Origin of the sequence: Micromonospora cremea, assembly GCF_900143515.1 — a bacterium.
Taxonomy (GTDB): Bacteria; Actinomycetota; Actinomycetes; order Mycobacteriales; family Micromonosporaceae; genus Micromonospora; species Micromonospora cremea.
Genome location: NZ_FSQT01000002.1, coordinates 323840 through 337163, shown reverse-complemented (window position 1 = coordinate 337163; position 13324 = coordinate 323840). Strand labels below are relative to the sequence as shown.

General features: G+C 75.2%; 13 protein-coding genes. 4 read left to right on the top strand and 9 right to left on the bottom strand.

What is annotated here, in order from left to right; translation table 11 throughout:
* Positions 1-44 precede the first annotated feature (44 nt).
* Positions 45-911 (bottom strand): deoxyribonuclease IV, encoded by an 867-nt coding sequence (locus BUS84_RS14860; protein WP_074313098.1) that lies wholly within the window; start codon positions 909-911, stop codon positions 45-47.
* Between the two features lies 1 nt (position 912).
* Entirely contained in the window at positions 913-2898 is a 1986-nt protein-coding gene (gene pknB / locus BUS84_RS14855; RefSeq protein ID WP_074313096.1) for a Stk1 family PASTA domain-containing Ser/Thr kinase, read from the bottom strand.
* Between the two features lie 200 nt (positions 2899-3098).
* On the opposite strand from pknB, the gene BUS84_RS14850 reads away from it, so the two are divergent.
* On the top strand, positions 3099-3488 hold the full coding sequence (locus BUS84_RS14850) for an Rv2175c family DNA-binding protein (protein ID WP_074318803.1): 390 nt from the start codon (positions 3099-3101) through the stop codon (positions 3486-3488).
* Between the two features lie 112 nt (positions 3489-3600).
* Here BUS84_RS14850 and BUS84_RS14845 read toward each other — a convergent pair whose 3' ends face one another.
* On the bottom strand, positions 3601-4683 hold the full coding sequence (locus tag BUS84_RS14845; RefSeq protein ID WP_074313094.1) for a polyprenyl synthetase family protein: 1083 nt from the start codon (positions 4681-4683) through the stop codon (positions 3601-3603).
* Between the two features lie 700 nt (positions 4684-5383).
* On the opposite strand from BUS84_RS14845, the gene metF reads away from it, so the two are divergent.
* Positions 5384-6301, top strand: a complete 918-nt coding sequence (gene metF / locus BUS84_RS14840; RefSeq protein ID WP_074313092.1) for a methylenetetrahydrofolate reductase [NAD(P)H] — start codon at positions 5384-5386, stop codon at positions 6299-6301.
* A gap of 44 nt (positions 6302-6345) precedes the next feature.
* Positions 6346-7035, top strand: coding sequence for a CDP-alcohol phosphatidyltransferase family protein (locus tag BUS84_RS14835; RefSeq protein ID WP_074313090.1), 690 nt, complete (start codon positions 6346-6348; stop codon positions 7033-7035).
* Between the two features lie 72 nt (positions 7036-7107).
* Here the strand turns inward: BUS84_RS14835 and BUS84_RS14830 are convergent, their stop codons facing one another.
* Genes BUS84_RS14830 through BUS84_RS14805 form a run of 6 tightly spaced genes read right to left on the bottom strand, consistent with a single transcriptional unit; the run spans position 7108 to position 12361 of the window.
* Positions 7108-8595: a phytoene desaturase family protein gene (locus BUS84_RS14830; RefSeq protein WP_074313088.1), complete on the bottom strand. Its 1488-nt coding sequence runs from the start codon at positions 8593-8595 to the stop codon at positions 7108-7110.
* Between the two features lie 11 nt (positions 8596-8606).
* The gene (locus BUS84_RS14825) at positions 8607-9734 is read right to left on the bottom strand and encodes a glycosyltransferase family 2 protein (RefSeq protein WP_074313086.1); all 1128 of its coding nucleotides are present in this window, start codon (positions 9732-9734) and stop codon (positions 8607-8609) included.
* Entirely contained in the window at positions 9731-10570 is an 840-nt protein-coding gene (locus BUS84_RS14820) for a carotenoid biosynthesis protein (protein ID WP_074313084.1), read from the bottom strand. The genes BUS84_RS14825 and BUS84_RS14820 overlap by 4 nt, the downstream gene beginning before the upstream one ends.
* Complete coding sequence (locus tag BUS84_RS14815; RefSeq protein WP_074313082.1) at positions 10567-11118, bottom strand: GNAT family N-acetyltransferase; 552 nt, start codon at positions 11116-11118, stop codon at positions 10567-10569. Before BUS84_RS14815 ends, BUS84_RS14820 begins: the two co-directional genes overlap by 4 nt.
* Entirely contained in the window at positions 11115-11876 is a 762-nt protein-coding gene (locus BUS84_RS14810) for a monooxygenase (RefSeq protein WP_074313080.1), read from the bottom strand. The genes BUS84_RS14815 and BUS84_RS14810 overlap by 4 nt, the downstream gene beginning before the upstream one ends.
* Positions 11873-12361 (bottom strand): YbaK/EbsC family protein, encoded by a 489-nt coding sequence (locus BUS84_RS14805; RefSeq protein ID WP_074313078.1) that lies wholly within the window; start codon positions 12359-12361, stop codon positions 11873-11875. The genes BUS84_RS14810 and BUS84_RS14805 overlap by 4 nt, the downstream gene beginning before the upstream one ends.
* A gap of 442 nt (positions 12362-12803) precedes the next feature.
* Between BUS84_RS14805 and BUS84_RS14800 the strand changes: the two genes are divergently transcribed.
* On the top strand, positions 12804-13253 hold the full coding sequence (locus BUS84_RS14800) for an SAV_6107 family HEPN domain-containing protein (protein ID WP_074313076.1): 450 nt from the start codon (positions 12804-12806) through the stop codon (positions 13251-13253).
* Positions 13254-13324: the final 71 nt, after the last annotated feature.

The window sequence follows — 13324 nt, the reverse complement described above, 5'->3', positions numbered from 1 at the left end:
CGCGCTGGGCGGCGCGGCTCGCGGCGCGGAGGGCGGGAGTGGGGTTAGGGGCGGAGGCGGCTGAGGGTGGCGATGTCGGCGGCGTGGCCGATTTGCTTCTCGCTGGGCGTCTCCACGACGATCGGGACGCCGGCGGTGGCCGGGTGGGCCATCAGCTCGGCGAAGGCGGGTTCACCGATGGTGCCCTTACCGATGTTCTCGTGCCGGTCCCGGGTGGAGCCGCACAGGTCCTTCGAGTCGTTGGCGTGCACCAGCCGCAGCCGGTCCGCGCCCACGGTGGCCACCAGCGTGTCCAGGGTCGCTGTCATGCCACCCTCGGCCGCCAGGTCGTGCCCGGCGGCCCAGGCGTGGCAGGTGTCGAAGCAGATCCCGAGCATGGGGTGCCGGTCCACGGCGTCCAGGTAGGGCCCGAGCTGCTCCACCCGGGAGGCGAGCGACCGGCCGCCGCCCGCGCTCGGCTCGACGAGCAGCATCGGCCCGCCGGTCTCGGCAGTCCAGTCGAGCAGCGGCAGCAACTCCTGGCGGACCTGTCGCATCGCCTCCTCGGCGTACCCCTCGTCCACCGAACTGCCCGCGTGGAACACCACCGCCCGGGCGCCGATCGCCACACCCCGGCGCAGCGCGTGCGCCAGCGTCTGGGCCGAACGTTCGACCGTGGCCGGGGTGGGCGAGCCCAGGTTGACCAGCAGCGAGGCGTGGATGAAGGCCGGGATGCCCCGCTCGGCGCAGCCGTCGCGGAACAGCATGTCCTGCGCCGGGTCACCGGGGGGCAGCGCCCAGCCCCGCGAGTTGGAGACGTAGACCTGCACCACCTCGGCGCCGGTCGCGTCGGCGTACGGCAGGGCGGCTCTGGCCAGCCCGCCGGATGTGGAGGTGTGCGTGCCGACCGGTCGGGAACGGGTCACCGTCATGTCAGAAACACCCGATGGTGACCTGGGTGCCGGGCGGCACCTGTGAGTTCTCGCCGGGGTTCTGGAAGCGGACGGCGGCGTTCGGGTTGAGCTGGATGGCCACCGGGAAGCCCTGGCTCTCCAGCACCTGCTTGGCCTGCGGGCAGGGCAGGTCGACCACCCGGGGCACGACCACCAGCGGCGGGCCCTTGCTGACGTCCAGCTTGACCTGGGTGCCCTTCTCCACGCCGGTGCCGTCGGCCGGGCTCTGGCTCAGGATCTCGTCCTTGGGCTTGTCGGAGTCCTTGTAGGTTTCGACCGGCACCAGCTTGAGCTGGGCCAGGGTGGTCCGGGCCTCGGTCAGGCTCTTGCCGACCAGGTTCGGTACCGACACCGGCGCCCGGCCCCGGCTCAGGATGAGGGTGATCTTCGCGCCCGGTTTGACCTCGGCGCCCACCTTGGGGGAGCTGTCCACCACGACTCCGGCCGGCAGGTTGTCGTCGTAGCGGGCGGTGCCCTTGGCGACCACCAGCTTCGCGTTGACCAGGTCGGCCTCGGCCAGCTCGAACTCCTTGCCGATCACGTCCGGGACGGGGAAGCGCTCCGGACCGAGGGAGAGGGTCAGGGTGATCGTGCCGCCCTTGACGATCTTGGTGGCGGACGCCGGGCTCTGCCCCAGCACGCTGTCCTTCGGAGCCTTCTCGTCGTAGCGCGGCTCGCCGTAGGCCAGGGTGAGCCCGGCGCGGTCGACCTGCGCCTGCGCGTCGGCCTTGCTCAGGCTGACCAGCTGCGGGGCCTCCGTGTAGCGGCCGACGCCGAACCACCAGCCGCCGATCGCGGCCACCAGGCCCAGCACCACCACCACGGCTCCGACGGCCAGGCGGCCGCGCGGGTTGCCCAGCACCGTGCCGCGCAGCGCGGCGAGCCGGGACCACAGGCCATCCGACGGCTCCGGGGCGGCCCGCCGCCGGCCCGGCCCCTGCCCGCCGCCCTCGGGCAGCCGGGCCCAGGCGGGGCGCTCGGCCGGGCGGACCGTGGCGACCATCATGGTCGGCTGGGACACCGGCGGCTCGTCGGTCACCCGGCGCAGCACGGCGGTACGGGTGTTGGCGTCGCCCAGGTGGTCCCGGGCCGTCTGCACCTCGGCCAGCAGCGCCCCGGCGTCGGCGGGCCGGGCACCGGGATCGCGCCGGGTGGCCCGCTGAACCAGGTCGTCGAGGATCGGCGGCAGGCCGGGCACCAGCGTCGACGGTGCCGGCACGTCCCGGTCGACGTGCTGCCAGGCGACGTCCACCGGGCGGTCGCCGTCGTAGGGCACCCGACCGGTGAGCATCTCGAACAGCACGATGCCCGCCGAGTAGACGTCGATGCGCGGGTCGGCCCGGCCCTCGGTGACCAGCTCCGGGGCGACGTACGCCACGGTGGCCATCAGCTGGTTGCCCTGCTCGTCGTCGGCGCTCGCCTCGACCGCCCGGGCCAACCCGAAGTCGGCCACCTTGACGACGCTGTCCACCAGGTTGGCGACACCACCGGTGGGCGCCTCGGCGACCAGCACGTTCTCCGGTTTGACGTCTCGGTGCACCAGGCCGGCGCGGTGCGCGGCGGCGATCGCGGCGAGCATCTGCTCGGCGATGGCCAGCACCTCGTCCGGGTTGAGCCGGCGCCGCTCGGCCAGCACGTCGCGCAGTGTGCGGCCGCGGACGTACTCCATCACCAGGTACGGCAGCCCGCCGTGGGTGCCCTGGTCGTAGACCGCCACCACGTTCGGGTGGGTCAGCCGGGCGATGGTCTTCGCCTCGTCGGTGAACCGGGCCACGAAGTTGGCGATCCGGGCCCGGGCCTCGGGCGCCTGGGTCGGGTGAATGATCTTGACAGCGACGGTGCGCTCGAGGCGTTCGTCGGTTGCGGTGTACACGGTCGCCATGCCGCCACGGGCCACGCGACCGCGAATGCGGTAGCGCCCGTCGATCAGCGAGCCCAGCAACGTGTCGGCGACCTGTGTGTCCATCGGCAGGGAGTCTATGTGTCCAGGGGGCAAAGGATGAACAGGATGCTACAGCCGGCGGCGAACCTGGTCCGTCCCACCGCGCTCACCGCCCCTGTCCCGACCCCTCATCCGCTGGTCGCCGGCGGTCCGCCGAGTGTTTGGACGGGTCGTCCCGGGGTGCCCGGTGGCTCGTCCGGGCAATGGCGTGGCAGGGTGATCGGGTGACCGAACCCGTACCCGACCAGGCCGTGCCCGGCCCCGAGCTCGCCGGACCCGCCGACCCGGCCGGCTGGCTCACCCTGCCCGACGTCGCCGAGCGCCTCGACGTGTCGATCAGCAAGGTGCACCAGATGATCCGCGACCGGGAGCTGCTGGCGGTCCGCCGCGACGGCATCCGCCGGGTGCCGGCGGACCTGGTGGCCAACCAGACCGTGCTCAAGCACCTGCCCGGCGTGCTCAACCTGCTCTCCGACAACGGCTACGACGACGAGGCCGCGCTGCGGTGGCTCTACGAGCCGGACGACACTCTCCCCGGCGCCACCCCGGCCGCCGCCCTGTCCGGCGACCAGGCCCGCGAAGTCAAACGCCGAGCCCAAGCCCTCGGCTTCTAACCCTCCCGCCCCTTTCCGCGTCGATCATGGAGTTGGCGGCGCCGGCAGCGGCCTGTCGCCTCGCCAACTTCATGATCACCAGCGGGGCGGTCCCGCCGGGCCGGGGGAGGGGTCAGTCGGCGCGGCGGGTGGCGGCGATCGCCAGGTCGACCAGGGCCTGACGGGCCTCGGTGTCGAGGTCGACGGCGGCCAGCGCCGCCAGCGCCGCGTCGGTGAGCGTGACGATCCGCTGCTCGGTGCGGGCCAGCGCCCCGCTCGCGGAGATCAGCTCGCGCAGCTGGGTCACCCCCTGCTCGTCGAGCTCAGGGTCGCCGAGCCGGCTGAGCAGAAGCTCCCGGCCGGCGTCGTCGGTGGCCTCCACGGCCGCCGCCACGAGGTACGTGCGCTTGCCCTCCCGCAGGTCGTCCCCGGCCGGCTTGCCGGTCTGCGCCGGGTCGCCGAAGACCCCCAGCACGTCGTCCCGGAGCTGGAACGCCTCGCCCAGGGGCAGCCCGTACGCCGAGTAGGCCGTCCGCACGTCCGCCGTCGCGTCGGCCAGCGCGGCGCCGAGCAGCAGCGGACGCTCGACCGTGTACTTCGCCGACTTGTACCGGGCGACCTTGCTGGCCCGTTCCACCGAGGTGTCCCCGGTGACCTGGGTCAGCACGTCGAGGTACTGCCCGACGGTGACCTCGGTGCGCATCTCGTCGAAGACCAGCCGGGCCCGGGCCACCGCCCGCAGGTCCAGTCCCGCGGAGTGCAGCAACTCGTCGGACCAGACCAGGCAGAGATCGCCGAGCAGGATCGCGGCAGCGTCGCCGAACCCGTCCGGATCACCGCCCCAGCCGGCCGCCCGGTGCCGGGCGGCGAACCGCCGGTGCACCGCCGGCTCGCCGCGCCGGGTGTCGGAGCGGTCCATCAGGTCGTCGTGGATCAGCGCGCTGGCCTGCACGAATTCCAGCGCGGCCAGGGCGGTGAGCACCTGGTCGCTGTCCACCCCGCCGGCGCCCCGGAACCCCCAGTACGCGAAGGCCGGCCGCAGCCGCTTGCCGCCGCCGAGCACGAACGCCTCGATCGCCTCCGCCACCGGGACCAGGGCGTCGTCGACGCCGGTCAACCGGGCCCGCTGGCCGGCCAGGAACTCGGTGAGGGCCTTGTCGACCCGCTGCCGCAGGCCGGCACGGTCGACGGGGGACACGGGAGCAGCGTGGGTCACGCCACGACGCTAGCCGGTCGCCGCGTACCGCGCTCCACCGCCACGCGTAGTCCCGCCGGCCCGGCCGCCGGTGCGGCCCCGGCCTGCCCGTCCGCCCGGCCGCGCGCCGGCCGTGGCCCGGCCCGGCCCGACGGCCCGGCCCGACGGCCCGGGCCGGGCCGGCTCGCCGGGTGACCGCGGCGGCCTCGGCGAGCGCCACCAGCGGCACGTCCAGCACCACGGCGAGCCAACCGAGCCAGAACCCTCCCGGGACGCGTCGTTGCCGTTCCCACCGGGACACCTCGTGTCGGCTCAACGTCGGCACCCCCGCGGCGGCACACAACTCGGCGGCCGTGCGCTGCTGGCTCCAGCCCCGGGCCAGCCGGCACCGGGCGAGCAGCGGGCCGAGCTGTGCCGGGCGCGGCGGTGGGGGTGGGGTCATGGGTCCTCCAGGCGGGCGTCGGTGCGGTGACGAGCACCCGCCCGACCGGACGGGAGCGGCGTCACCGCTCGGCTGCTGACCCCCGCGCGTCCCCCCGGGTCGCCCCCCGCCGACCCTCCCGCGCCACCCATTACTACCCCGTGGGTACGACGGCTTTCCGCCCGCCGGGCCGGGCGCGTGGGGCGGCACCGGCCAACGGGCGGCCCACGGATCCGTCGATCCGTGGGCCGCGATGGGAAGCGCCTGGGTGGTGCGGACGCTGACCGCTAGAGTCGGGTCGTGGCGCTCGGTCTTCCCTCGGTACTCCCCAATCCGCAGCCGGCGATCGGGGAGCTCATCCGTGACCGTCAGCCGACCTTCTCGTTCGAGTTCTTCCCGCCCAAGACCGAGGCGGGGGAGCGGCTGCTCTGGCAGGCGATCCGCGAGCTGGAGTCGCTGCGCCCGTCGTTCGTGTCGATCACCTACGGCGCGGGCGGCTCGACCCGGGACACCACCGTGTCGGTCACCGAGAGGATCGCCACCGACACCACCCTGCTGCCGATGGCCCACCTGACCGCGGTCAACCACTCCGTCGCCGAGCTGCGGCACGTGATCGGTCGGCTCGCCGGGGTGGGGGTGCGCAACGTGCTGGCGGTGCGCGGCGACCCGCCGGGCAACCCGGGCGGCGAATGGGTTCGCCACCCCGCGGGCGTGGACTACGCCGAGGACCTGGTACGCCTCGTGCGGGACGCCGGTGACTTCAGCGTGGGCGTGGCGGCCTTTCCGTACAAGCACCCCCGCTCACCCGACGTGGCCAGCGACACCGCGCACTTCGTCCGCAAGTGCCGGGCCGGCGCCGAGTTCGCGATCACGCAGATGTTCTTCGAGGCCGACGACTACCTGCGGCTGCGCGACCGGGTGGCGGCCGCCGGCTGCGACACCCCGATCCTCGCCGGGGTGATGCCGGTGACCCAGATCGGCACCATCGAGCGGTCCGTGCAGCTGTCCGGGGCGCCCTTCCCGCCGGCGCTGGCGGCGCGCTTCGAGCGGGTCGCCGACGACCCGGAGGCGGTCCGCCGGCTCGGTATCGAGCAGGCCAGCGAGATGTCCCGCCGGCTGCTGGACGAGGGCGTGCCGGGGATCCACTTCATCACCCTCAACCGGTCCACGGCGACCCGCGAGGTCTGGCAGAACCTCAAGGCCGGCGCGCGGATGTGACCCCGGAGCCTGCGACACCTGATGCCCGGCACGACGGTTGATCAGTGGTGGGCACACAGCTGAACTGGGACCAGTACGCCACGGCGTGGGCACGGTTGCACGGCGGGTTCGACCCCCGGACGGCCGCGCCGGTGGTGCGCGCCTGGCTGCGGTTCGCGTACCACGTCGGGTACGTGCTGGGCCGGCTGCGGGTCGGCCCCACGGCGGTCACCGTGGCCGGGGTGCTGCTCTGCTTCTGCGTACCGCTGCTGGTGACCCGGCCGGCGGACGGGCCGTTTCTCGGCGCGCTGTTCGTGCTGCTCGCCTCGGTGGCGGACAGCGTGGACGGGGCGGTGGCGGTGGCCACCGGCCGCACCACCCGGCTCGGCTACGTCTACGACTCGGTCGCCGACCGGCTCGGTGAGGTGGCCTGGCTGCTGGCGTTCTGGCTGGTCGGCGCGCCGGGTGCGCTGGTGGTCGCGGGCGGCGCGCTGTCCTGGCTGCACGAGTACACCCGGGCCCGAGCGGTCTCCGCCGGCATGCGCGAGATCGGCGCGGTGACCGTGGGCGAACGCCCCACCCGGGTCTCGGTGGCGCTGGTCGGGTTGCTGGTCGCCGGGCTGGCCGGGCTGATCGAGCCGGATCTCGCCGCCGGCACCATCACCATGGCGACCGCGGTGTGGGTGCTGCTGGCCGGCTTCGGTCTGGGGCAGCTGCTCTCCACCGTCCGCCGCGCGCTGCTCGACGTCGGCTGACCTCCGTGCCGCGATGTTTGGAAGGGACCCTTCCCATACCGCAGGCGTTAACAAAAGGCCCTTCCTTGCCGACTACCAGGCGGGGCCGATCTCGTCGGCGACGATCTGCGCGGAGAGGGTCACCATCGGCAGTCCACCGCCGGGGTGGCTGGAGCCGCCCACCAGCCACAGCCCGTGCGCCGGGCCCCGGTTGGCCGGGCGGAGCAGTCCTCCGGCGGTGCCGTAGATCGAGCCACCCGGCGCGCCGGTAGCCGCGTCCAGGTCGGCCGGGGTACGGACCTCGCGAAACAGCAGCCGGTCGCGGACGTCCACGCCACGCTCCGCCAGCACCGCCAGGATCCGGTCGGCGTACGCGTCGGCCAGCCCCGGGCGTCGCCAGTCGACCGCGCCCGCGGCGGTGCCCTGCCGGGCGGCGTTGACCAGCACGAACCACGCCTCGTGCCCGGCCGGGCGGGCCATCGGGTCGTCGGCCACGGTGACGAACACCGTCGGGTCGGCCGCCGGCCGGGCCCGTACGCCGCGCCCCGGGTCGCCGAAGACCGCGTCGAACTCCGCGTCGTAGTCGCGCGGAAAGAAGACGTTGTGGTGCGCCAGCCCGGTGCTGCCGGAGACGCCGAGCAGCAGCACGAAGCCGGCCAGGCTGCGGTCGGCCAGCCCGGCCAGTCGGCGCGCGTGCGGCAGCAGGTCGCGGTAGACGGTGAGTGCGTCCACGTTGGCCACCACCACATCGGCGGGCACCGGCCCGGTGACGCCGGCGAGGCGTACCCCGTGCACCCGGCCGCCGGCGGCGTCGATCCGGGTCACCGTGGCGCCGGTCCGCACGACCACGCCGAGGTCCAGGCAGCGCGTCAGCAACGCGTCGGCGAGCGTGCCCAACCCGCCGCGCAGGTACCAGCCGCCGAAGGTCAGCTCGGCGTAGGGGACCGCCACCAGGGCCGCCGGCGCCCGGCGGGGGTCGGCGCCGGTGTAGGTGGCGTACCGGTCCAGCAGCATCCGCAGCCGAGGGTCGGACAGGTGCCGGCGGCCCAGTCCGCGCAGGGTGCGGCCCGGGGCGATGGCGGCGAGGTCGCCGACGCGCCAGGCCAGCGACGCCAGGTCGCGGGGGGAGTCGACGGTACGGCGCAGGATGTCCCGTGCGGAGGCGTGCCACACCCGCGCCGCCCGGCGCCACAGCCGTTGCCAGTCGGCCGCCGCCCGGTCACCGAAGGCGGCCCCGATCCGGGCGGCGAACTCCACCGGGTCGGCGCAGGAGTCCAGTGCCGGGCCACCGGCGGGGAAGACGTGCCGGACGATCGGGTCCAGCGGGGCCAGGTCGAGGTACTCGTCGAGCTTGGCCCCGGTCGCCTCGAACAGGTCGTGGAAGAGCTCGGGCAGGGTGAGCAGGCTCGGCCCGGTGTCGAAGTGGAACGACCCGGCCGGGGTGTCGTGCACGTACCGGCCGAGCTTGCCGCCGACCGTGTCGGCCCGCTCGAAGACGGTCACCTGGTGCCCGGTGGCGGCCAGCCGGGCGGCGGTGGCCAGGCCACCCACCCCGGCGCCGACGACCACGATCCGCGCCATGCCGCGCCCTCCTAGCTGACCGGGCGGCCCCGCCAGGTCAGGCGGCGCTGCTTTCGCAGATGGTACGACCGCAGAGTCAGCCAACCGAGGACCACGACCGACACGGGGTGTGCGAGCGCGTCGGGCCACCACCGGCCGCCGGTCGCCCGGGCGGTGAGCACCCGCCCGGCCACCCCGAGCAGGTAGCCGGCCAGGCCCGCGGCGGCCACTCCCGGCGCGCCGGCCGCCAGGGCCACCACCGTGACCAGCGGTGGGGCGGTGTAGAGCAGCAGCAGCGACGCCACCACGGTGGCCGCCGCGCCCGGGTGCCCGAACGACGCCCACAGCGACTTCGAGTACCCGTCGCGCAGCTGCGGCCAGTCGTCGTACATCCGACACGTGGCCAGCCGGGAGCCGTCGGCCAGGGCGATCCGCCCACCGGCCCGCTTGACCACCCGGGCCAGCTCGACGTCCTCCAGGATCTTGTCGGCGACCGCGGCGTGCCCACCGGCGGCGGTGTAGCCGGCCCGGTCCAGCACCAGGAACTGCCCGCCCGCCGCGGCCAGCGACGGCCGCGGCGAGCGCTCCATCGCGCGCAGCGGCAGGAAGGTCAGCCAGAGCCACTGCAACAGCGGCTGCACCAGCCGGTCGGCCGCCGTCGCCACCACGATCCGGGGGTACGGCGACAGCAGCGCCGCGCGGGCGGCGCGCAGCTCGGTGACGGCCGCCGCCACGGCGTGCGGGGCGAGCACCACGTCGGCGTCGACGAAGACCAGCGCGGTGGCCGCCGGGTCGGCCCGGGTGGCCAGCTGCCAGCAGGCGTGCGGCTTGCCCAGCCAGCCCGGCGGCGGGGCGACCCCGGTGAGCAGGGTGACCCGCGGGTCGTCGCCGGCCACCGCCCGGACCACGTCGGCGGTGCCGTCGGTGGACCCGTCGTCGAGGACCACGACGCGCAGCCCGGGCACACCGCGCTGGGCGAGCAGAGCGCGCAGGCAGGGGGCGACCCGGGCGGCCTCGTCGCGCAGCGGCAGCAGCACGGCGACCGGCTCGCCGACCTCGTCCGGTCGGTCGGTGGGCCGGCGCAGCCAGCGCGAGGCGTTGACCCAGGTGTGCCCGGTCAGCGCGGCGACGACGAGCAGCAGGGCGAACAGGACGATCATCGGGTCGCGTCGACACCGGGGCGGTGCGGCTGGTGGCCCTCCCGGTGGGCGTCGGGGGCCCGCCGGGCGCGCAGCAGGATCACCGCCAGCGGCACGGCGGTCACCGACATGCCGGCCGCGCCCCAGAGCGCCGAGGCGGGCAGGTCGAGGAAGACCGCGTGGGCCAGGATGCTGGAGAAGTACGTCCACAGGTAGAGCGCGATCATCGGGTGGTCCCGGTGGTCGGTGCGCTCGGCGTCCGGGCCGGCCAGCGGGCGCAGCGCGCTCATCAGCAGCACCGCGAAGAGCAGCCAGCCCAGGTAGTTGCTGATCGGGACGCCGGGCAGGCCGGGCAGCGCCGGGGTGGCGTCCCGCCAGGCCCAGTACCCCTCGGCCACCATCTGCGGATCGAGGAAGAGGTCCCAGGTGGCCAGCCCCAGCGCGGCCAGCGCGGTGCGGCGCACCCGCCGGAGGGCCGGCGACCCGGTGCCGCCGGTCAACCGGACCGCCGCCAGCCACGCCGGCCAGGCCATCCAGGTCCAGGCCAGGGGGATGATCAGTGGTACCCCGGCCAGTTTGGGGCCGAGTTCGCCGGAGTAGTCGTAGCTGCCGAACGGCACGCCCGTGGCGACCCCGACCGCCTCGATCGCGAACCCGCCGCCGGTGGCCACGGCGACCAGCGCCGCCGCTGCCCGGGGCCCCCGGCTGAGCAGCGCGTGGCCGACCGAGAGGAGCCAGCCGAGCACGACGGTGGCCACGGTGAGCCCGGCCCGGGTGGCGCCGGTGGTCAGCGGGTAGCAGATCTGGGCGAGCACCAGGACGGCGAGCAGCGTCCAGGGGATCCCCCGCCGGGTCATGACGCCGGGCGCTCGAGAGGCAGATCCCGGCCGAGCACGCCGAACGGCCGCTCGTCGCCGGGGAAGTGGAAGTCGCGCAGGACGTCGACGAAGCCGAACCGCCGGTACAGCCGCCAGGCCCGCGAGGTCTGCTCGTCGGCCTCCGGGGTGGACAGCAGCGTGGTGTCGCCCTCGGCCATGGTGAGCAGGGCACGCAGCTGGCCGGCGCCCAGGCCGTGCCCCTGCGCCGGCGGCCGGACGTGCAGCTCGACCACCTCGAAGCAGTGGGTGAGCCAGCGCTTCCGGGTCGGGGCGTCCAGCGCCCGGTGCACCTGGTCGTGCCACCACTGCCCGGGCCCGCCCAGGTAGCCGTAGCCGAAGCCGGCGAGGTGACCCTCGCTGGTGAGGCTGGCCACGGCCCGGAACCCGGGCCGGCGGACGTGGGTGGCGATGTAGCCGCGCCGGGCCTCCAGCAGATCGGTGCGGTATCCCATCGCCTCGCCGTAGACGGCCACCACGTCGTCCAGCCGCCGGACGAGATCGTCCGGCGTCCAGCGCACCAACCTCATGCCCGTCCACCCTTCGCCGTTCCTGGATCGCCGTCGGCGACCCACCCGAGCACCGTCCGGTCGCCGACCACGTCGCGCACCTCGAACCGTGCGAACAGCTCCTCGGCGTACCAGCCCGCGGTGGGGGTTCGCATGATCGCCGCCCGGTGCTCCGGGTGACGGTACGCGAACGCCACCAGGTCCGCCGGGGTGCGCCACACGCTCACCGTGCCCTGCCAACCCAGCGGCGCCTCGCCGACACCGAACCGGGCCAGCAGCCCCGGCGCGTCGCGCAGGGCGGCGGCGACCGGGGGGATCGCCTGCCAGAAGGTGGCCGCCCGACGGGCCCGCAGCCGGGCCCGGGTCAGTGCCAGCACCGGGCCGCTGACCGGGCCGCCCGGTGGCTCGCCGAACGGGCGCCGACCGGACCACTCGCCCCGGCTGCTCAGTGGCCGCAGGTCGACCCGGGCGTGGGCGCGGGCGATCCGCGCCCAGGCGCGGCCCACCGGCGAGTCGGTGAAGCCGGCCGCCGCGGCGGGCGAGTCCCAGACGGTCAGCGCCGCCCACCGGGTCAGGTCGGCGTCACCCGGCCCGAAGCCGGTGTCCGTCCCGGTGCCCAGCAGCTTGCCGAACCGGACGCCCGGCAGGGCGCGCAGCCGGCCCGGGTCCACCGCCATCCGGGCCAGCGCCCGGGGCAGCGCGCCGCGGGAGGTACGCCACACGTGCAGGGTGACCAGATCCGGAACGGTGCTGCTGTGCCTGCTGGTTCGCTCGCTCACGCCACCTCGGCGGGGGTGCCGGCGGTGACCCGCAGCAGCTCGGCGTAGGTGGTCGGGAAGACCGCCTGCGGTACGCCGCCCGCGGCCCAGATCTCCGAGTACGCCGCCAGCGCGGTGTCCACCAGGGTGCGCAGCGGTCGTGGGTGCCCGAGCGGGGCGACCCCGCCGATCGGCTGCCCGGTGTGCGCGCGGACGAACTCCGGGGTGGCCCGGCGCAGCCGGGTGGCCCCGATCGACGCGGCCAGGCCGGCGGTGTCCACCCGGTGCGCGCCGGAGGTGAGCACGAGCAGCGGCGCGTCGTCCGCGTCGAAGATGAGCGAGTTGGCGATCTGGCCGACCTGGACGCCGAGCGCCTCGGCGGCCGCCGAGGCGGTGTGCACCGCGTCGGGCAGCAGGCGGACCGTGCTGGGCTGGCCGGCGCCGTCGAGCGCGCCGGAGCCGTCCAGCGCGTCCTGCACCGCCCGTACGTTCGGGTGTGGCTGCATGTCGCCATTCTTCCCGGTCCGCGGTGCCGGGTTCACTCCGGTGCACCGGGCGGCGCGTCACACGTTGCATTTTCGTCGGAGGGGAGGTGTACTGTCAGCAGCAGTTAGAACGAGTGTTCGATTGCCTCGAACGCCCGTTCCAACCAGCCGGAGCGCGGCGTTTCGCGGCGCCAGCTCCGGCCGGTGCGGCTCCGCGGGCCGCACCTGGGTTTCCGGGCAGTCGCGAGCCCGGTCCCGACAGGCAGGAGCGTCGCCCGCCGCCCACGACCCCCGGGCGGCGGGCGACGAACCCGCCGGTACGCCGGCCGGGTGTGGTGTGGGGAAGCATCCACACCCGGCCGGCCACACCCGGTGCGTCTTCCTCCGCACCACCCGACCTCGGCATCCCGTCGGCGGCACCAGTGCCCCGAGGCGACGCCCCGGCCAGTGGAGGAGACAGTCCATGCCGACCAACCCGGCTCAGGCACCGATGGTGCCGGCGCACGTGCTGCCGCACCGCACCCCCGCGCAGCTCCTCACGTTGGCCCGGCGCGGGCTGGTCGAAGCCGGCCAGACCCGACCCGACGGCCTGCGCTACGCGGCCGCCCACCTGGCGGCGCTGCGCGCGGCGGCCGCACTGCTGGCCGCCCGTGCCCGACCCGCGCCCAGCCGGCGCAATCGGATCACCAGCGTCTGGGTCCTGCTCTGCGCCGTAGCCCCCGAGCTCGACGAGTGGGCCCGGTTCTTCGCCGCCGGCGCCGGCAAGCGGGCCGCCGCCGAGGCCGGCATCCCCCGGGTGGTCAGCGCCCGGGAGGCCGACGACCTGCTCCGTGCGGCCGAACAGTTCGTCACGGTGGTGGAGACCGCGCTCGGCGTGGCTCACCAACCGGCCCTGGACGGCCTCGCCGCATGATCCCGCCGTGACGCCGGCCGCCCGGCGGGGGAGTCGGGCGGCCGGCGTCACGGCGTGCCGGTCCTGATCTG